Source organism: Acinetobacter sp. CAU_H_S139_7 (assembly GCF_058599305.1).
The window spans coordinates 2,268,672-2,289,246 of sequence record NZ_CM178651.1 but is presented as its reverse complement, the minus strand read 5'-3'; the positions used below and the strand labels follow the sequence as shown (position 1 = coordinate 2,289,246).

The following is a 20,575-nucleotide window of genomic DNA, read 5'->3' as shown; positions in this document are numbered from 1 at the left end:
ACTTACTGTGTGATAGACCAATAGTGTTCAAAATAAGAAGCAGACCATTGCCCGCGTGTCATAGCAGTATTAAAGGCAGGTCTGCTTTGTATTTGGGTGAAATAGTGTTGAATGGAGTTATACTGAGCAAACTGCGGAGTGGCATAACTGGCCGCATAGAGTGGAAACCACATCAAGATATCCGCATAACTAAACACATCGCCTGCAAAGGATGAATGCGTGCTTAAGTGGGTATCAATTTCTTTAAGTTGTCGATGTAGCTCAGGGTTTAAATAAGCGCGATTGAACGAGCTTTGAAAGGCCAAACTCACAAAGCGCACAACCAAAGGTGTTTGTTGCTTAATGTGCTGAAACACCTGTTTCAATGCTAAATTGGGCATGAGACTGGCATCGCTATAATGACTATAAAAACAGAAGTTCCAATACTGTGTATGGTCATGAGGAATAATCAACTTCTGGTGCAGTTGGCATAAATATTCTACGATTGCACTGCTTTCCGTCAGTCGTATCGTATGAGCATGATGTGGAATGTCGAGGGTCGGAAACTTGAGCTTCGTTTGTTTGGCTTGTGTTGCATCATATAGTTTGATTTCATAAGACAGCTCAAGTTCCTCAAGTAACCAAAGAATACGCTGTGAACGTGAGTTTTGAAGATGATGTAAGATCATAAATATTTTTAGTTTTAAGTGATTGATCGTATCTATAAAAAGAAGAATAAAGGAAATCTAGGATGAAAAATAGAAATGTTGTGATTTTAAGTGCTGTTTCACTGTTGGTAAGTCCTCAACTGCTATGGGCGAATATATCCTATCAAACAGGGGATATTATTTTTCACGTCTCGAAGTCTCAACAAAGTTTAGGGATACAAAAAGCGACCAAGTCTCGTTATAGCCATATGGGTTTAATTGTTCATAAAAATGGAAAAGTATGGGTTTTAGAGGCAGTTCAGCCTGTAAAATATACGGCACTTCAGCAGTGGATTGATCGCGGGGTTGAGCGGCATTATGTGGTGAAACGCTTTAAAGCGAATTTGACTGTTCAGCAAAAGCAGCAACTGATCAAAAACGCAGAACAATACTTAGGTCAGCCTTATGATCTTTATTTTGAGTGGGACAATCGTGCGCTATATTGCTCAGAAATAGTCTGGAAGGCCTATCATGATGCATTAGATATTGAGTTGGCTCCGTTATCTAAACTGAAGCAATTTGATTTAAGTTCGTCTGAAGTCAAGCAACTCATGCAACAGCGATATGGGCAAAACATTCCCTTGAAGGAAACTGTGATTGCACCACAGGCTATTTTTGCCTCGACCGCTTTAATTGAAGTTGATCGTAAATAGACCGGCAATAAAAAAGCCCAAGTCATAATGCTTGAGCTTTTTTATGAGATGACTTTAGAAAAAATCAATCTCAAATATGGCGTCCCTACGGGGATTCGAACCCCGGTTACCGCCGTGAAAGGGCGATGTCCTAGGCCTCTAGACGATAGGGACAGTACAGAAGTGATGTTTTAAAACCGATTACTTTTGATCTTAAGTAATGGCGTCCCTACGGGGATTCGAACCCCGGTTACCGCCGTGAAAGGGCGATGTCCTAGGCCTCTAGACGATAGGGACTTAATAAAACTTTACTTCTGAAATTGGCGTCCCTACGGGGATTCGAACCCCGGTTACCGCCGTGAAAGGGCGATGTCCTAGGCCTCTAGACGATAGGGACGTTTCAGAGGTGGGCGTATATTAGGGCGAAAATAGAGGGGTGTCAAACGCTTTTCTCTAAATAATTCCAGTTTTAAGTGTTGAGTGCGTAAATTTAAAACAATCTAGATAAAATGATTAAAAATCATATGATTTAAGCCGATTTTTTAAGCAAACTTAGCAAATTGTTGATGAACTCGGGATGGCGTAAATAGCCTTCGATTAGATGAGGATGAGCAAGATCGGTGGTGATTTGCTTGTTGATAATGGCAGGAGTAAAAGCAAACGGTTTTTGGTTCAGTGGAAAAGCACTTAGAAAATCAGCATCTGAATAAAAGTTGATCCAATCACCGTATAAAGCAGCAGGCCGTTGAATGGGTTGCTGCAAATGACACTGAATAACACGAAAGGCAAGTGGTGAACCGAGGGTAATCAGTGCTTGAATCTTAAGTTCAGGGTGTTGAATTAAATAATTATAGGCAATCACGCTGCCTAGAGAGTGGGCAATCACAATATTGGGTTTCGTACCGTGTAAGTGCTCATGCAGACGCGTATGCACGGTGTGGATGAAGTGTGGATTGGATAAATATAGATACGCTTCCATCAAAAAACGATGAATAAAGCTACTATGCAGCTCTGGGAAGTGGTTGATTAAACTGGCTAAGTCACGTAAGCCAGATCTTTGCTGAGGAGGCTGATGTATTTAATTTTATTATTGAATGAGAGTTCATCTGAAAGTGTGAGCTGAGGATTTTTAGAAATTTCAGCTTGATGTTCGATATTGGGTGCGGCGGTGTGCGTCAGGAATAGGATTACAAAAAGGAAAAAGGAGACCAATGCTGTGGCATGAGGGTGCTGGCGTTGAGGGTGTTTTCTAAATGCTGAATCGTACCGGGTTTGTCGGAGAGTCAATATTCTGAGAGACTATCCCGATGACAAAATTAAAATATACCCCTGAAATCAGAGAAAGAGCGGTTCAATTATTGATTGAATCTGAAAAAGATTATCCTTCTACTTGGGCTGCAATCACAGCAATTGCGCCTAAGATCGGTTGTACTCCTGAAACACTTCGTGCCTGGCATCAAAAGCATTTAGATCAGCAAAATCCTATTAAAGTACAAGAGATATCTGATCAAGAAAAAATGAAGCAAATGGAACGTGAAATTAAAGAATTAAAGCGTGCCAATGAAATTCTACGTAAAGCAGCCGCTTTTTTCGCCCAGGCGGAGCTCGACCGCCCATACAAATAATGGTGGATTTTATCCATAACAATAAAGATCGATATGGTGTTGATGCGATTTGTAGGATTTTACCGATCGCAGCTTCAACCTATTACCGAACTTTAGATCTCGCTGACAATCCAGAACATCGAGCGAAACGAGATCTACATGATGAGCATCATGCTGAACAAATTAAACGAATTTGGAAGGAAAGTTCAGGTCGATATGGTGTACGTAAAGTCTGGCAAAAATTAAAACGTGAGGGTTATGTTATTGCACGTTGTACAGTTGCTCGATTAATGAAAAAGCTAGGTATACAAGGTGTTTGGCGAGGTAAGAATAAACAAACCACCCGTAGCCGAGATGACCAAAAACGGGCAGATGATTTAGTGAAACGTAATTTTAATGCTGATCATCCTGACCCTTGCGAAGCAGTGCTTCTCAGGTGGGTGACTTTACCTATATTCAAACTCATTCAGGCTGGGTATATACCGCATTTGTTATTGATGTGTTCTCACGAGCAATTGTTGGATGGAAAGTATCGACACGGATGAATACAGATATGGTGCTCGATGCATTGGAGCAAGCATTGCACGATCGAGGCATGCCAAAGAATGTGATTCATCATTCCGATAGAGGTGTTCAATATCTTTCTATTCGCTATACCAATCGTTTAGAAGCTGCAAATTTACGAGCATCAGTCGGTACAACTGGTGATTCATACGATAATGCTCTGGCTGAAACGGTGAATGGCTTATACAAAACAGAGGTGATTGAATATTTAAAAGCAGATTGGCAAGGTTTAGCAGATGTACAACTTGCGACACTAAACTGGGTAGATTGGTTCAATAAAAAGCGTGTACACAGTGCACTGGGTTATGTATCGCCTTTGGAGTTTGAAGCAATGTACTATGATAAGATTAACCCGTTAGGTCAGGTGGCCTAACTTAAATAAAAAAGTCTCCGACAAACCTGGTACGGTTCATGCTGCCGTGTTAGAAGATCTCCATAAAAGGCCAGCCGACTGTGCCGCTGAAGATAAGTTAGGTCATATGCGTAGCCAAGTTCGCTCAGTACCTGTTGTAAGATCACAAGCCAATGTTGAAGCAGGGTACGCGCAGTCTTGTGCTGCTGATTCATCCCATGAATCCATACAATATTCATCGTGCATGCACCGATGATGTACTTGATAAAAACAGTATAAAAAAAAGAGCGACCGAAGTCGCTCTTTTTAACAATACGGATTAAGTTTTCTTGTGATAAAAGGTGTAATAACTCGCATAACATACTGCAATAAACAGTAAACAACCAAAGAAGCTAATACGCATACTTGGATCAAATACCATGCTGACGCAGGTGATAAAGCAGAAGATAAAGCCAAGGATTGGCACAATAGGAAACAGGGGTGCTGCAAAACCTAATTCTTCTTTTTTACGTCCTTGTTTATACCATTGGCGACGGAAGTTAAATTGGCTTAAGCAAATACTCATCCAAACGACGACCATGGTAAACGCTGCAATACCTAAAAGGTTTGTAAAAATGGCTTCAGGTGCAAACTGTTCAGACAGTAAACCTGGCATACCCCCAATCATGGTCACGATAACTGCCACATAAGGGACACCACGTGCATTGATTTTTGAGAAGACTGCTGGCAACTGCTTTTGGTAAGATAGCGACCACATCATACGCGAAGCGGCAAATAGTCCTGAGTTCGCAGCAGATAGCAACGCAGTGATAATCACAAAACGAATGATATCTTCAGCATAAGGAATGCCAATGTGCTGGAATACGGTCACAAATGGACTGCTACTCACGCCTTCAGCCGCTAAACCTGCCTCTTGATGCGGAAGGAGTGAAGTTACGACCAAGATGGTACCCACAAAGAAAATCAATAAGCGGAAAATTGCAGTATTGATGGCTTTGGGTACATTCTTAGCAGGATCTTTGGTTTCACCCGCAGCAACACCAATCAGCTCTGTACCAGAAAATGCAAAGTTCACGATCAACATGGTGGTAAAGATAGGGAACAAGCCTTCTGGAAACCAACCCTGAGCCGTTAAGTTGCTAAATAAAGGCGCAGCTTCATAGCCTCTGTAGCCAATCACGCCAAAAATAGCGAGTAGACCCAATAAAATAAAAATAACAACGGTGATAACTTTGACTAAAGCCAACCAAAACTCAGATTCTGCGAACCATTTGGTCGAAATCATATTTAAACTAAATACAAATGCACCAAAAATTAGAGTCCACATCCACATTGAACTATCTGGAAACCACTCCTGCATGAGCAGTGCGGCAGCTGTAAACTCGGTTCCTAGCGTGACTGACCACGTTAGCCAGTACAGCCATGTGATGGTATAACCTGTACCTGGTCCGATATAGCGTTTGGCATAGGCGCCAAATGAGCCAGACTCAGGCATATGAACAGCAAGTTCCCCTAAACACAGCATGACCATATATGCAATGATCCCGCCGAGTAAATAAGAAATAATGGCACCTACAGGCCCCGTTTGTGCAATGACTTCACCCGATCCTAAAAATAGGCCAGTCCCGATTGCGCCACCAAGCGAAATCATAACTAGATGTCGAGTACTCATAGCGCGTTTTAAAGGCGCAGAATTGCCCTGATGCGAAGCATCATTCGGAGATGAGTGCATAAGCGTTAATAAGTTCAGGAATGAAGCGGGCTATTGTAGTGAAAAACTGCAAATCTGCAATGAAATAATAGTAATTATGAATAAGTGTTGATCGGATAAGATCAAGAGATGGCGTCCCTACGGGGATTCGAACCCCGGTTACCGCCGTGAAAGGGCGATGTCCTAGGCCTCTAGACGATAGGGACGTTGCGAGGATGGCGGTATCTTATTGATCCGCCACCAGAGTGTCAAGTAGGTGTGGTGCGAGTTTGTTCAAAATATAACAGAACAGTTCAGCGGTCTTTTGAGTGTCGTATAAAGCCGAGTGGGCCTCTCTACCATCGAACTCAATCCCTGCTTGAATACATGACTTCGCAAGAACGGTTTGGCCAAACATCACAGCACTTAAGGTGACGGTGTCAAATACAGAAAAACTGTGAAATGGGTTTTGATTTTTGGTTCCTGTACGTGCAATCGCTGCTTGTACAAAGCCTAAATCAAAGTGGGCGTTATGACCGACCAAGACCGCATGTGTACAGTTTTGTTGGCGACGAACTTCATTAACGGCTTTAAAAATACGTTTTAATGCTGTTTTTTCGTCTTCAGCCATGGCCATGCGCATGGGGTTAAAGGGATCAATACCAATAAAGTCCAATGAGCGACGGTCTAGATTTGCACCTTCAAAGGGGTTGATATGCGCGTGATGTGCAGGACCCGGTACAAATTGACCTTCTTCATTATAAATAATCGGAATTGCAGCAATTTCCAATAAGGCATCGGTCTGTGCATTAAAACCTGCTGTTTCGACATCGACAACAACAGGTAGAAAACCACGGAAACGCTGACCAATTATTGGCAATGTTTCATTTGTCACACTTTTCTCCATTGAATGGTTTTACCCGCATACAGCGGAATAATTTGTTCACCATCCAAATAGTCTAAACTCTCAGGGATGACTTGGTCTTCTTTTACGAGTGTAATTGTTGAAGTATTGCGCGGTAGACCGTAGAAGTCTGCACCAAAGTGGCTGGCAAAACCTTCAAGGCGTTCAAGTTTACCCACTTGATCGAATGCTTGAGCATAAAGTTCAATTGCCGTTGGTGCGCTGTAGCAACCTGCACATCCACATGCATTTTCTTTGGTATTTTTAGAGTGTGGTGCACTGTCTGTGCCTAAGAAAAACTTAGGGTTGGCACTGGTCGCAACTTCGAGCAAAGTTTGCTGATGGGTTTGACGTTTTAAAATGGGTAAGCAATAGAAGTGCGGTTTAATGCCACCAACCAACATATCATTACGGTTAAACAGTAGATGCTGCGGAGTAATGGTTGCAGCCACATTGCGGTCTTGTTCTAAAACAAAGTTAGCTGCTTCACTGGTCGTAATGTGTTCTAAAACCAATTTCAGTTTTGGAAATTGCTTTAGCAACGGAGAAAGAACTTCGTCTAAGAAACGTTTTTCACGATCGAAAATATCGACATGATTATGTGTGACTTCACCATGCAACAGTAATGGAACCTGATGTTCTTCAAGTTGCTCAATAACGGCATAGACTTTACGAATGTCGCTTACACCATTATCTGAGTTAGTGGTCGCGCCAGCAGGGTAGAGTTTAATGGCATTTACAAACTCAGAGTTTTTAATTTTTTTGACTTCTTCAGGCGAAGTTGTGTCAGTAAAATACAACACCATACGTGGGTCGAAGGCATTGCCTTCTGGTACGTGCGCCATGATGCGTTCACGGTACGCATTCGCTTCCTCAACTGTTTTAACAGGAGGTACGGTATTTGGCATACAAATAGCGCGTGAAAACTGTTGGGCTAAATCGGGAACCGTACGTTGTAATGCAAGACCATCACGAAGGTGAGCGTGCCAGTCATCTGGCTGGAGAATCGTAATCGTATTCAAGGCGATTTCTGTCAAAGAAATAAAACAGATGATAATGCATATACGGCAAAAATGGTAATGACAAATAAAGGCATCTTGTCTGATTATTATGATTTATCTTTGTAAATTTGTGTTATTTTTAAGCAACTACAAGAATTAAATCTGGTCTGGTATGGAATATAAATACAACCTCGCCAAACTTCAGTACGATAAAGAAAAAATGGAAGAGCTGATTACACGACACAACCGTCGTATTGGTCAGGTTTTTCCTCAGAAATTAGAACAAGAGTTTTGGCGACTAAACTTAGAGCGCGCGCGTCGCAATATTAATGATTTTCTTTGGTCTGGTGTTTTGGCTTATTTTATTTTCGCCATTTTGACGATTCCGGGGGATTACTGGATTATTGAACAGTCTCACTTTAAACAAGATTTTATTCATTGCTTGCTGGGGCTGCTAAATGGAGCAGTTTGTCTTTTATTCCTTTATGTTTTTTCACATTTTGTCAAGCTGAAGCCTTTTTTTGCCTATGCAGCCATGTTTGCTGTGTTTTGGGCCGTGGTCTCGACGACTTGGTTGACCATGTCGGTGCATACCGAAGCTTTGCGTCATCAAGCGATGATGATCATTTGCATGATTTATGTCTTGGGGTATTTGCTGACTGGGGTAAAACCAGGATATGTTTTTATGACTGGTATCGCAGCCGCTGGGGTTTCATTTTTAGTCCTGATTTCAACGCTGGTCAAGTTTGATGCGATTGTGATGGGGCGTGTGATGTTTGGTAGCTGTTTGCTGGGGTTTATCATCAGTCGTATGATTTACGCCCGCGAGCGCATCATTTTTTTAAATATTCGCCGCGCTAAAATTAGTGAAAAAATACATCGAATACACACCTCAGAATTGCTGCATTTAAGTCAGAATGATGAGCTGACGAAGATATCAAATCGGCGTAATTTTGACGAAATGATGGATACTTATTATGAGCAATCACGTCAGGATGAAACACCTTTATCCATTTTGTTTATCGATGTTGATTTTTTCAAAAAATATAACGACTTTTATGGTCACCAAAAGGGCGATGATGTGATTTCATCCATTGCAAAATCTATTAAAAATGCGATTCGGCATATGGATTTTGTGGCGCGTTATGGCGGCGAAGAGTTTGTGGTGTTATTGCCAGAAACCGATGCACATGGCGCTTATGCGGTGGCTTCGAATATTTACCGAGCGATTGAGCGTTTGGAAATTCCGCATGAAATGTCTGAAGTGTCTCCATTTGTCACCATTAGTTTAGGGATTACAGTTTTTAAAGGCGAGGTAGATTTGAGTAAAGTCGAATTATTGGGTATCGCAGATCAGGCGTTATACCGTGCCAAGAAATTGGGACGTAATCAGATTTATTATCAGCCTTTAACCACATCGACGTGTATAGAATGAATCGCTAAAATAAAAAAACCGCTCTTATGAGCGGTTTTTTTGACATTCAACAAACTTATTTGTTTTTGTCTTTTAACTGAGGAACAGCAGAACCAGTACCGACTGCAAGCAAACCAGTATTGGTATAAATACCAAGTTTCGCACGAGTATCTGTGATGTCCAAGTTACGCATAGTTAACTGACCAATACGGTCCATTGGCGTAAACATTGAATCGCCTTTCTCCATCGTCAAACGCTCAGCTTCATAAGTGAGGTTTTCAGATTCAGTGTTCATGATGGTGTAGTCATTACCACGACGAAGCTCTAAAGTTACTGTACCAGTGATGGCTTTCGCAACCCAACGCTGTGCAGTTTCACGAAGCATTAATGCTTGAGAGTCGAACCAACGACCTTGGTAAAGTAAACGGCCTAAACGTAGACCGTTAATACGATACTGTTCAATCGTGTCTTCGTTATGAATACCGGTAACCAAGCGCTCATAAGCAATATGTAGAAGTGCCATACCTGGTGCTTCATAAATACCGCGAGATTTTGCTTCAATAATACGGTTTTCGATTTGGTCAGACATACCTAGACCATGACGACCACCAATACGGTTGGCTTCAAGAATGAACTCAACAGGGTCTTCGATACGTTGACCATTGATTGCAACAGGGAAGCCTTCTTCAAAAGTAATCGATACTTCTTCAGCTTTAACTTCTACGTCGTCTTTCCAGAATGCAACGCCCATGATTGGGTCAACAATTTTGATCCCTGCATTGAGGTATTCAAGATCTTTTGCTTCGTGGGTCGCGCCCAACATATTTGAGTCAGTTGAGTAAGCTTTTTCTTTTGACATTTTGTAGTCAAAGCCGTTGTCGATCAAGAATTGCGACATTTCAGCACGGCCACCTAATTCATCAATAAACGTTTGGTCTAACCAAGGTTTATAGATTTTAAGTGCAGGGTTGGTCAACAAACCATAACGGTAGAAACGTTCAATATCGTTTCCTTTATATGTTGAACCATCACCCCAGATGTTTACATCATCTTCTTTCATTGCGGTAACAAGCATAGTCCCTGTTACTGCACGACCCAACGGCGTCGTGTTGAAATACGGTACACCGCCAGTTGAAATGTGGAACGCACCACATTGAATCGCAGCAATACCTTCAAGTGCAAGCTGTAAACGGCAGTCAACTAAGCGAGCTTTTACTGCGCCATACGCTTCCGCTTTTTTTGGAATCGCATCGTAGTCGTCTTCATCAGGCTGACCTAAGTTTGCTGTATAAGCATAAGGTTCTGCGCCTTTTTGTTTCATCCACAAAAGTGCAGCTGAAGTATCTAGACCACCAGAGAAGGCAATACCAACTTTTTTGCCAACTGGGACATTCTGCAAGATAGTTGCATTATCAGTCATTGTTAATCCTAACGATATAAATATAGGCACCGAGAATGGGTGGCCTGAAAGAATAAATATGTCCGCGATTGTAGCACTTTTCCAAATGGTTTTTCTAAAAAATCATAGGGCTTTAAAAATATTAAAGCTCATGTGCATATCGATACTGTTGAAAAATTTCTGGATAAAATCGGTTCCTATATTGTGTGCTCAATTTTTGTCTTTTTAGAAGATGTTTAGGCTGTAAATTAATCAGAAAAGTGGTGGAGTTGGTTTGGTTTTAAATTGGTATTACCAATATTGTGTGATTTTTCCATTTTTTGAGTATTAAGCTGGATTTAAGTTCGGTGATTATTTTTTATATTATTAGACTAAAGTCTAAAATTGGCATTATTTTCATAAAAATATCAGTAAAAACAATGATATTAATTTGATTGAAATATGATCTAGTTTATGAAGGTAGTTAATATTGGTCATACCAATATTAACTTTTAATTGAAGTTTTACTTCATTTTAAATCAAAATAAGCCAAGCATAAGTCATTATTGGTTTGTTTCTCTTTACGGTTGCTTATATTGGTCTGTCCAATATTGGCAAAAGTGCCAATAATATGCTCAAAATTAAATCTTAGTAAGCATTTCAAGGAGATGACAATGCTTCAATGGCAGCAAATGTATGACCCGATGGGGAATATTTGGATTTCAAGTCTAATTGCACTGATTCCGATTATCTTCTTCTTTTTGGCGCTCGCGGTATTTCGTTTAAAAGGCAGTGTGGCAGGTACCATTACCGTTGTACTTGCACTTCTTGTCTCTTTATTTGCCTATAAGATGCCTGTGCTGATGGCATTTGCATCGATGGCTTATGGTTTCCTCTACGGTTTATGGCCGATTGCATGGATCATTATTGGTGCTGTATTCCTGTATAAAATTTCAGTGAAGACAGGCCAGTTCGACATCATTCGTTCTTCTATTCTCTCAATTACTGAAGACCAGCGTTTACAAATGCTTTTGGTGGGCTTTGCTTTCGGTACCTTCTTAGAGGGTGCGGCAGGTTTTGGTGCTCCTGTGGCAATTACCGCAGCATTATTAGTCGGTTTAGGCTTTAAACCTTTATATGCAGCAGGTCTGTGCCTAATCGTAAACACAGCACCTGTGGCTTTTGGTGCAATGGGTATTCCAATTATTGTTGCTGGACAAGTCTCTGGTGTCGATACGATGGAAATCAGCCAAATGGTGGGCCGTCAGCTACCATTTATGGTGCCAATCGTGTTGTTCTGGATTATGGCAATCATGGACGGCTGGCGCGGTGTTAAAGAAACATGGCCAGCAGTTGTGGTAGGTGCAAGTAGCTTTGCAATTGCACAATACTTAACTTCTAACTTTGTTGGTCCAGAATTACCCGATATTACGGCTGCAATTGCATCCTTGGTTTCTTTAACAATTTTGTTTAAATACTGGCAGCCGAAGCACATTTTCCGTTTTGCAGATCAAGACGCAACGATGAGTGAGGATGTGGCTGCACAAAAACAGCAAAAATACACTGTAGGACAAATTGCAAAAGCATGGTCTCCATTCGCGATTTTAACTGTGATGGTGACGATCTGGAGTGTGAAACCGTTTAAGGATTTATTTGCCAAAGACGGTGCATTGCATGATCTCGTGATTTCAATCAAAGTACCATTTTTGCATCAAATGATTCAAAAAATGCCACCTGTAGTTGCTGAAATTAAAGACTATGACGCGATTTACAAATTTGATTGGATCTCGGCTACAGGAACTGCGATTTTTATTGCAGCATTGATCACTATTGCCTATTTGAAGATGAAACCGAAAGATGCTGTGGTAACTTTTGGTGAAACCCTGAATGAATTGAAAGTTCCCATTTATTCAATTGGTATGGTGTTGTCTTTTGCATTTATCGCAAACTATTCGGGTATGTCTTCGACCTTGGCTTTGGCCCTTGCACATACAGGTTCAGCATTTACGTTCTTCTCGCCTTTCTTGGGTTGGTTGGGTGTATTCCTTACAGGTTCAGATACTTCTGCCAATGCACTGTTTTCAGCGCTTCAAGCCACTACAGCTCAGCAAATTGGTGTGCCAGAAGTTTTACTGGTGGCAGCCAATACCAGTGGTGGTGTGACCGGTAAGATGATTTCACCTCAATCGATTGCAATTGCGTGTGCGGCGGTAGGACTGGTTGGTAAAGAGTCTGATTTATTCCGTTTTACCTTAAAACACAGTATATCGTTCACAATTATGATGGGTATTATGATTACTCTACAAGCCTATGTGTTCCCATGGATGATTCCATAACACAAATTGTGTATCAACGTTAAGGAAAGCAGATGAAAGTCTCCGATAAAGCTGTACAAAGCCTGCGTGTATTGATTGAACAAAGCAATATGCAAGTTGGAGACCGTCTGCCTGCTGAAAGAAAACTGTGTGAACAGCTTCAAGTCTCTCGCTCTTCTTTAAGAGAGGCCATTTCGCAGTTGACCAGCATGGGTATGTTGGTCAGCAAAGTGGGGGCGGGGACTTTTTTAAAACAATTACCAGCAACTTGGTCCAGTTATCAAATCGTACAACCGATTAGTAATTTGATGAGTGAGGATCCTGCCTATCGATTTGATGTGCAAGAGGCGCGCATTATTTTAGAAGGTGGAACAACTTGGTATGCAGCACAACGCGCAACCCAAGAAGATCTGGTGAACATCCGACATCATTATGATCAGATTAACCATTTTCAGGCTTTGGGAAATGATGACGAGGCGGCTCGTGCAGATGCGAAATTTCATTTAGCGATTGCTGAAGCATCTCATAATTTGGTTTTGATTCAGATGATGCGTGGTTTGTTTGATTTGTTGCAGTTCAACGTCGCTTTGGGACGCCGAAAAGTCTATAGCGAAGCACACCGTTTTGATCAATTGCATGATCAGCACTTTCAAGTCATGAATGCAATTGAACGTCGTGATCCAGAAGCTGCACGTAAGGCAGTCTGTGGACACATTGAGTTTGTAGTACAACAGGTGCGAATGATTGATGAGGAAGAAGCTCGTCGTCAGCGTGCCAGTCGATTAAACAGGATATAAGCATGATTATTTCTTCTGCCAATGACTACCGTGAAGCGGCACGACGTCGTTTACCGCCATTTTTATTCCATTACATCGATGGTGGTGCGTATGCAGAATATACCCTGAAGCGTAATGTAGAAGATTTATCAAAAATTGCTTTGCGCCAGCGTGTACTGAACGACATGTCACAGTTAAGTTTAGAGACCAAACTGTTTGATGAAACTTTGTCGATGCCTGTTGCATTATCTCCTGTGGGTTTAACAGGCATGTATGCACGCCGCGGTGAAGTTCAAGCTGCTGTCGCTGCAGATAAAAAGGGTATTCCATTTACACTGTCTACCGTTTCAGTATGTCCAATTGAGGAAGTGGCGCCTGCGATTCAGCGTCCAATGTGGTTCCAGCTCTATGTACTGCGTGACCGTGGTTTCATGAAAAATGCTTTGGAACGTGCTAAAGCAGCAGGCTGTTCAACCTTGGTGTTTACTGTGGATATGCCTGTTCCGGGCGCACGTTACCGTGATGCCCACTCGGGTATGAGTGGTCCAAATGCAGCAATGCGCCGTTATATGCAGTCATGTTTCCACCCACATTGGGCGTGGAATGTCGGCATGATGGGACGTCCGCATGACTTGGGCAATATTTCCAAATACTTAGGTAAGCCTACAGGTCTAGAAGATTATATTGGTTGGTTAGGTTCTAACTTCGATCCGTCTATTTCGTGGAAAGACCTTGAGTGGATTCGTGAGTTTTGGGATGGGCCAATGGTCATTAAAGGAATTTTGGATCCTGAAGATGCCAAAGATGCAGTGCGTTTCGGTGCAGATGGGATTGTGGTTTCAAACCACGGTGGTCGTCAGCTGGATGGCGTTTTATCTTCTGCACGTGCGCTTCCACCAATTGCAGATGCAGTCAAGGGTGATATTAAAATCCTCGCGGATTCGGGTATTCGTAATGGTTTAGACGTGGTACGTATGCTGGCGTTGGGTGCGGACACCTGTATGCTCGGTCGTGCTTTTGTTTACGCATTAGGTGCTGCGGGTGGAGCGGGCGTTTCAAATCTTTTAGAACTGATTGATAAAGAAATGCGTGTTGCCATGACTTTAACGGGCGCGAAAACCATTGCAGATATTACAGAAGATTGCTTGGTTCGTTTAGAGCGCGAATTGGCTTAGCCGTTAACTTTGATACGCGTAAATGTCATCTGCAATTGTTCGAGGCAGACTTACATATTTAAAGTAATGTTTCTGCGAAGATAATATTTATCAGAAAGTATTTGACGAGTTTTGCAGATGACAATGGTTTTGCCTACTTTTCCCAAAAGAAAAGTAGGTCGAACCGAAGGTTAATTCCTAAATATAAACAAAACTGAAATTACTCCGCCGTTATGAATGCTTTAAAGCCTGAACTGTATAAGCATTCATCCATAGGATAACCAATATGCAACCCCATTCAGATTCACAGCAAACTATTCAAAAACTCATCACCATTGTTGGTAAACAACACGTTTTAACTGATGATAAAGACACACGTTTATACCGCCAAGGTCGTCGTTACGGTGCAGGGAAAGTACTGGCTGTTGTTGCACCAGGGTCATTACTGGAACAGTGGCAAGTATTGCAAGCGGCTGTTGATGCAGATTGTATTGTGATTATGCAAGCAGCCAATACAGGTTTGACCGGTGGTTCAACGCCTTTTGGCGATGACTATGACCGTCCTGTGGTTCTGATCAGCACGCGTCGTTTGGTTGGCATTCAGGTTATTAATGACGGTCAGCAAGTGATTTGTCTACCTGGTGCAACACTAGATCGACTTGAAAAAGAATTGGTGCCATTTAATCGGGAGCCACACTCGGTGATTGGTTCATCGTGTATTGGAGCTTCAGTTTTAGGTGGCGTCTGTAATAACTCAGGCGGTGCTTTGGTGCGTCGTGGTCCTGCTTATACTGAGCTGGCATTGTATGCCCGTGTTAATGATGATGGTCAGTTAGAGTTGGTGAATCATCTAGGGGTAAATCTCGGAGAAACACCTGAAGAAATTCTAAGCAAGCTTGAAACGAAAAATTATCAAATCGGCGATATTATCAATAACTCAGGTTGCTGCGCATCGGACCATCGTTATGGACATGATGTTAAACAAGTTGATGAAAATACGCCTGCACGTTTTAATGCCGATCCATCTCGTTTATATGAAGCATCGGGTTCGGCAGGTAAAGTGTGTGTATTTGCCGTACGTTTGGATACCTTTGAAAAAATTCCAAGTCAAGTGTTCTATGTGGGTACAAACTCACATGATGATTTGACTGAAATCCGCCGTTTTTTACTAAAAGATTTGCCGCGATTGCCGATTGCAGGGGAATACATCCACCGCGTGGCTTATGACATCGGGGCAGAGTACGGTAAAGACACCTTCATGTTCATTGAAAAACTCGGCACAGCCAAAGTACCTGCTGCATTTGCAATGAAAGATAAGGTCGATGCGTACTTAGAAAAATTTGGTATGAAAGGACTGTCAGATAAAGTCCTGCAATTGATCACCAAATTTTTGCCTAATCATTTACCGAAACGGATGAATGCTTTTCGTGACCTGTATGAACACCATTTGGTTATTCGGATTGAAAATCAAGATGTCGAGCAAGTTGAAAGCTTTTTAAAACGTTATTTTCAAGATAAAACCTCAGGTGATTTTTTTCACTGTACCGAGGAAGAAGGACGTAAAGCATTTTTACATCGCTTTGCCGTTGCAGGTGCAGCAATTCGCTATCGGGATACGCACCGTTCAGAAGTTGAAGATATTGTGGCTTTGGATATTGCATTGCGTCGTAATGATCGCGAGTGGGTGGAAACCTTACCCAAAGAGATGGATGATCTGATTGTTCATAAACTCTATTATGGTCATTTTTTATGTCATGTGTTTCATCAGGACTATATTGTGAAAAAAGGCGTAGATCCTTTGGCGATGGAACACCAAATGTGGCATTTACTGGATGCTCGTGGGGCGGAATACCCAGCCGAGCATAATGTCGGACATTTATATGTAGCAAAACCTGCACTACGAACGCATTATGAAAAGCTTGATCCAACCAATAGTTTTAATGTGGGTATTGGTCAAACCAGTAAGCTGAAGCATTGGCAGTAAAGGACTTTGGTCTAAAAAACTAAACCAGTGAGGGCAACGTCACTGGTTTTTTATTGTCGTATGTTTTTGAGAGCTCAATTGAATTGACCGTAGATGCCAAGAATTTTTTATAAATTGTCATCCCAATATTTTAAAAAACAGCTAAAGTAGTATGCAACAAGTTGCAAAGCCAAAGATAAGGATTCATGATGACAACCAATAGCTATGCACATATTTTAAAACCCTTACATTTGGGTTTTACTACCATTAAAAACCGTGTGGTGATGGGCTCCATGCATACGGGCTTGGAAGATCGTTTTTATAATTATCCAAAATTGGCAGCATACTTCGGTGAGCGTGCTAAAGGTGGAGTCGGCCTGATCATTACAGGTGGAATTTCTCCAAACCGTCAAGGTTGGCTCCTACCTGCGGGTGGAACGATGAATACACTGGGGGATATTGCTCCACATCGTTTAGTGACCCATGCCGTACATAAGCATGGCGCAAAAATTTTAATGCAGATTTTGCATGCTGGACGTTATGGCTACCAACCCTTTGTGGTTTCTGCCAGCCCAATTAAATCGCCAATTTCGCCTTTTAAACCGCGTCAAATGTCTGAAAAACAAATTTTGAATACCATTGATGACTATGTTAACTGTGCCAGTCTTGCCAAAAAGGCGGGCTATGACGGTGTGGAAATTATGGGTTCAGAAGGTTATTTACTGAATCAATTCTTAAGCCGTCATGTGAACCAACGTGAAGACCGTTGGGGTGGGCCGATTGAAAACCGTATGCGTTTTGCGGTCGAAATCGTCAAAGGGATACGTGCACAAGTTGGTGAGAAATTTATTATTTGCTTCCGTTTGTCATTGCTCGATTTGGTGCATGATGGCAATACCATGAAAGAAGTGGTTACGATTGCGCAAGCACTAGAAAAAGCAGGCATTACCTTATTGAATACAGGGATTGGTTGGCATGAAGCGCGGATTCCAACTATTGTGACTTCGGTACCACGTGCTGCTTTTGTTGACTATACTGCGGAAGTGAAAAAGCACGTGGCTGTGCCAGTGATTGCCTCAAACCGTATTAACATGCCAGATACCGCGGAAGAGATTTTGGCATCGGGCAAAGCGGATATGGTGCAAATGGCACGTCCGTTATTGGCTGATGCTTTTTGGGTGAATAAAACAGCGACCAATCGTGTCGACGAGATCAATACGTGTATCGCTTGTAACCAAGCATGCTTAGATCATACTTTTAAAAACCAACGTGCAACCTGTTTGGTCAACCCGCGTGCAGCGTTTGAAACAGAGTTGGTTTATTTGAAGGCGAAACAACCGAAACGAGTTGCGGTAGTGGGTGGTGGTGTCGCAGGGATGTCAGCCGCGACGGTTGCAGCCAGTCGTGGACACCAAGTGACATTGTTTGAAGCAAGTCATGAAGTGGGTGGACAGTTCAACTTGGCAAAAGTTGTGCCCGGTAAAGAAGAGTTTCATGAAACCATTCGTTATTTCAAAGTACAGATTGAAAAAACGGGAGTCGACTTACGTTTAAACACCAAGGTGAATCGTGAGCAGCTTGAGCGTGAAGGCTTTGAAGAAATTATCATTGCCACGGGTGTTGTGCCACGTGCATTACGTATTGAAGGGAGTGATTCACCGCAAGTCTTGTCTTATGCAGAAGTGTTACGCGGCGCACCTGTCGGTCGAAAAGTTGCGGTGATTGGTGCTGGAGGGATTGGTTTTGATGTGTCTGAGTATTTATTGAAACCAGAGCATCAACCTCAGCCACAACCGCTTGCAGATTGGCAACGTGAATGGGGTGTAGATCCAAACCCGAATTATGTTTCTGAAGGAGGCACGCAAGCCGCAGAAGTTCATCCGCCTGTTCGTGAGATTTATTTATTACAACGTAAAACCTCTGCACTTGGAGCAGGTTTGGGTAAAACCTCGGGTTGGGTACACCGTGCACAGTTGAAAAAGCATGCAGTACGTATGTTGCGTGGGGTGCAATATAAAGCAGTGACTAATGAAGGGCTTTGGGTCGATATGGCAGGACAAGATCAATTGCTCCGTGTCGATACTATCGTCGTGTGTGCTGGGCAGGAGTCAGTGAAAGACTTAATGCCAAGCGCTGAGCAAAATACACTCGCGAATTATCACATTATTGGTGGTGCTAAACTGGCGGCTGAGTTAGATGCGAAGCGTGCGATTCGCGAAGGTGCAGAAATCGCTTCGAAATTATAAGTTTTTGATGAAACAATATGCAGTTGGTTGCTTTGACAGTAAGTTTTACTTGTCATCAAAACAAAAGCTCCGTATGATGGCGCACATGGAAGCGTGGCAGAGCGGTTTAATGCACCGGTCTTGAAAACCGACGAGGGCTTATACCCCTCCGTGAGTTCGAATCTCACCGCTTCCGCCAAATTTTAAAAGCCCTCTGTAGTTACAGAGGGCTTTTTTTTCATATTTTTCTCACAAATTAATCCATATTACTAATAAAAATCTAGAGCTGTGATCTAAAGATCCAACCTAATAAGAGACAGGCGGCATTGTTAAGGTCAATATAATTGGCTCTAAATATGTACTTCCAAATGGCTCTCGTCTATGAACATAAAAAAGGGCAAATTTTGCATAGCCTTGTTTTTCTGCAAAGTGGACGAATACTTCAACGCCATTTTAAGAGCTTCTTTGAAAAATAATAGTGTTCAAAATTCTCTAGAAACCGGTTTATGCAATGCACTGGGAAAAAACTGGCATCCAGTGCAAGCAAAATAAAAAATTAGATTTTTGTATTTTTGATATGATCAAAATGAAGTTTATGAAATCGCAGAAGATGAGGTATGGGTATGAGACCAAATGTATTACTAGACAAATGTAATTGGTCTTTGCTTCGTATCTTCCGTGTGATTGTTCAAGAAGGCAGTTTGAACAAAGCCGCAATTAAGTTATTTTTAACCCAATCAGCCATTAGTCAAAGTTTAAAAAGACTGGAGGAGCAGATTGGTGAAACATTGATTATTCGAACGGGGGGGGAAATTCTATTTAACCGCGACTGGAGAGATTGTATTTGAAGCAAGTATGATGATTTATAGTCAATGGCTTTGTTGCACAAACCTATCTGTAAAGGGTTTTTCAGCGATATAATTTTCAAATGAAGAAGCCTACACACAAAATCTACCGCACAACCAATTGGCCCGCATATAACCGAGCACTCATGAGTCGCGGAAATATTGCCATTTGGTTTGATCCTGCTACGCAATGGTATGCGCCATCAAAAGGCAAACAAGGGCGAAATCAAACCTACTCCGACGCAGCCATCCAATGCTGCTTAATGATTAAATCCTTATTCCGTCTGTCTTTACGTATGGTCACTGGCTTTGTGCAAAGTCTGATTAAACTTTGCGGATTAAATTGGATAGCTCCAGATTACACCACGCTTTGTAGAAGACAAAAGCATATTGATATTGTAATCAGCTACCAAAAAAGTAGCGATGGGCTGCATCTACTCATGGACTCTACAGGCATGAAGTTTCTAGGTGAGGGCGAATGGAAACGCAAGAAACATGGACCTGAATATCGTCGCCAATGGCGTAAACTTCATATTGGTATAGATGCTAAAACCCTACAAATACGAGCAGTTCAGCTTACAACCAATAATGTCAGTGATTCACAGGTGCTTGGTGATTTACTTAATCAGATTCCACAAGATGAGCAGATTAACTCTGTTTATACCGATGGAGCTTATGACACCAAGCAATGCCGTCAGGTCATTGCAGATCGGCAAGGGCATGCGGTGATTCCACCTAGAAAAAATGCGAAACCATGGAAAGATACAAAGAGTAGCTCGCTAGAGCGAAATGAATTACTTCGAACAATTAAACGTTTAGGCAGGACACTATGGAAAAAATGGTCAGGCTATCATCGGCGAAGTTTGGTTGAAACTAAGATGCATTGCATCAAATTATTAGGAGATAAACTCAGTGCAAGGAGTTTTGATAGCCAAGTGAATGAGATCCATGCACGTGTAGCAGTCCTTAACAGATTTACGGAATTAGGTCGACCACTTACCCAAGTTACGCCTTAAATTTGGCTCAATTAGGGGCGCTTTGCATTTCAAATCTTTGTGCAACAAAGCCGCAT

General features: G+C 42.0%; 15 protein-coding genes, 5 tRNA genes, 1 pseudogene and 1 other annotated feature. Of the genes and pseudogenes, 11 read left to right on the top strand and 10 right to left on the bottom strand.

Features of this window, described 5'->3' with window-relative positions:
* Positions 1 to 2 precede the first annotated feature (2 nt).
* Positions 3 to 668, bottom strand: a complete 666-nt coding sequence (locus tag AC4MC0_RS11230) for a glutathione S-transferase N-terminal domain-containing protein (RefSeq protein WP_491887056.1) — start codon at positions 666 to 668, stop codon at positions 3 to 5.
* Between the two features lie 62 nt (positions 669 to 730).
* Here AC4MC0_RS11230 and AC4MC0_RS11225 point away from each other — a divergent pair, with 62 nt between their 5' ends.
* Complete coding sequence (locus AC4MC0_RS11225) at positions 731 to 1,339, top strand: YiiX family permuted papain-like enzyme (protein WP_491887055.1); 609 nt, start codon at positions 731 to 733, stop codon at positions 1,337 to 1,339.
* A gap of 77 nt (positions 1,340 to 1,416) precedes the next feature.
* Here the strand turns inward: AC4MC0_RS11225 and AC4MC0_RS11220 are convergent.
* From AC4MC0_RS11220 to AC4MC0_RS11205, 4 genes are all read right to left on the bottom strand, one after another.
* Positions 1,417 to 1,492, bottom strand: a tRNA-Glu gene (locus tag AC4MC0_RS11220).
* Positions 1,493 to 1,539: 47 nt separating this feature from the next.
* Positions 1,540 to 1,615 (bottom strand) — tRNA-Glu (locus tag AC4MC0_RS11215).
* A 24-nt stretch (positions 1,616 to 1,639) separates the two neighbouring features.
* A tRNA-Glu gene (locus tag AC4MC0_RS11210) sits at positions 1,640 to 1,715 on the bottom strand.
* A gap of 132 nt (positions 1,716 to 1,847) precedes the next feature.
* Positions 1,848 to 2,297, bottom strand: a complete 450-nt coding sequence (locus AC4MC0_RS11205) for an alpha/beta fold hydrolase (RefSeq protein ID WP_491887054.1) — start codon at positions 2,295 to 2,297, stop codon at positions 1,848 to 1,850.
* Between the two features lie 328 nt (positions 2,298 to 2,625).
* Here AC4MC0_RS11205 and AC4MC0_RS11200 point away from each other — a divergent pair.
* Positions 2,626 to 3,859, top strand: a pseudogene (locus tag AC4MC0_RS11200) (IS3 family transposase).
* Positions 2,901 to 3,017 (top strand) — a sequence feature (AL1L pseudoknot). Its footprint overlaps the pseudogene before it by 117 nt.
* A gap of 298 nt (positions 3,860 to 4,157) precedes the next feature.
* Here AC4MC0_RS11200 and AC4MC0_RS11195 read toward each other — a convergent pair.
* From AC4MC0_RS11195 to pyrC, 4 genes are all read right to left on the bottom strand, one after another.
* Entirely contained in the window at positions 4,158 to 5,570 is a 1,413-nt protein-coding gene (locus tag AC4MC0_RS11195; RefSeq protein WP_039889727.1) for an amino acid permease, read from the bottom strand.
* A gap of 109 nt (positions 5,571 to 5,679) precedes the next feature.
* Positions 5,680 to 5,755: transfer RNA gene (locus AC4MC0_RS11190), tRNA-Glu, on the bottom strand.
* Between the two features lie 20 nt (positions 5,756 to 5,775).
* A complete protein-coding gene (rnt, locus tag AC4MC0_RS11185; protein ID WP_005399764.1) occupies positions 5,776 to 6,435 on the bottom strand; it encodes a ribonuclease T in 660 nt (219 codons plus the stop codon).
* Entirely contained in the window at positions 6,420 to 7,454 is a 1,035-nt protein-coding gene (gene pyrC / locus AC4MC0_RS11180) for a dihydroorotase (protein WP_005399763.1), read from the bottom strand. Before pyrC ends, rnt begins: the two co-directional genes overlap by 16 nt.
* Before the next feature lie 151 nt (positions 7,455 to 7,605).
* Between pyrC and AC4MC0_RS11175 the strand changes: the two genes are divergently transcribed.
* Positions 7,606 to 8,868 (top strand): GGDEF domain-containing protein, encoded by a 1,263-nt coding sequence (locus tag AC4MC0_RS11175; protein WP_005399762.1) that lies wholly within the window; start codon positions 7,606 to 7,608, stop codon positions 8,866 to 8,868.
* Positions 8,869 to 8,923: 55 nt separating this feature from the next.
* Here AC4MC0_RS11175 and argG read toward each other — a convergent pair whose 3' ends face one another.
* Positions 8,924 to 10,267, bottom strand: a complete 1,344-nt coding sequence (gene argG / locus AC4MC0_RS11170) for an argininosuccinate synthase (protein WP_004694013.1) — start codon at positions 10,265 to 10,267, stop codon at positions 8,924 to 8,926.
* A gap of 626 nt (positions 10,268 to 10,893) precedes the next feature.
* Here argG and lldP point away from each other — a divergent pair.
* The 8 genes from lldP (at position 10,894) to AC4MC0_RS11130 (ending at position 20,519) form a co-directional block, all read left to right on the top strand.
* Positions 10,894 to 12,561, top strand: a complete 1,668-nt coding sequence (gene lldP, locus AC4MC0_RS11165) for an L-lactate permease (protein ID WP_178928077.1) — start codon at positions 10,894 to 10,896, stop codon at positions 12,559 to 12,561.
* Between the two features lie 32 nt (positions 12,562 to 12,593).
* Positions 12,594 to 13,337 carry a transcriptional regulator LldR gene (gene lldR, locus AC4MC0_RS11160; RefSeq protein WP_004694009.1) on the top strand — a complete coding sequence of 248 codons (744 nt, stop codon included), beginning with the start codon at positions 12,594 to 12,596 and terminating at the stop codon, positions 13,335 to 13,337.
* Positions 13,338 to 13,339: 2 nt separating this feature from the next.
* Positions 13,340 to 14,491, top strand: a complete 1,152-nt coding sequence (lldD, locus tag AC4MC0_RS11155; protein WP_087010691.1) for an FMN-dependent L-lactate dehydrogenase LldD — start codon at positions 13,340 to 13,342, stop codon at positions 14,489 to 14,491.
* 265 nt (positions 14,492 to 14,756) lie between these two features.
* Positions 14,757 to 16,454 carry a D-lactate dehydrogenase gene (gene dld, locus AC4MC0_RS11150; protein WP_491887053.1) on the top strand — a complete coding sequence of 566 codons (1,698 nt, stop codon included), beginning with the start codon at positions 14,757 to 14,759 and terminating at the stop codon, positions 16,452 to 16,454.
* A gap of 188 nt (positions 16,455 to 16,642) precedes the next feature.
* Positions 16,643 to 18,679, top strand: coding sequence for an NADPH-dependent 2,4-dienoyl-CoA reductase (locus AC4MC0_RS11145; RefSeq protein WP_279044199.1), 2,037 nt, complete (start codon positions 16,643 to 16,645; stop codon positions 18,677 to 18,679).
* A gap of 87 nt (positions 18,680 to 18,766) precedes the next feature.
* Positions 18,767 to 18,857 (top strand) — tRNA-Ser (locus AC4MC0_RS11140).
* Positions 18,858 to 19,281: 424 nt separating this feature from the next.
* The gene (locus tag AC4MC0_RS11135; protein WP_491887052.1) at positions 19,282 to 19,506 is read left to right on the top strand and encodes a helix-turn-helix domain-containing protein; all 225 of its coding nucleotides are present in this window, start codon (positions 19,282 to 19,284) and stop codon (positions 19,504 to 19,506) included.
* A gap of 80 nt (positions 19,507 to 19,586) precedes the next feature.
* Positions 19,587 to 20,519: an IS5-like element ISAba12 family transposase gene (locus tag AC4MC0_RS11130; protein WP_074384144.1), complete on the top strand. Its 933-nt coding sequence runs from the start codon at positions 19,587 to 19,589 to the stop codon at positions 20,517 to 20,519.
* The last annotated feature ends 56 nt before the right edge of the window (positions 20,520 to 20,575 follow it).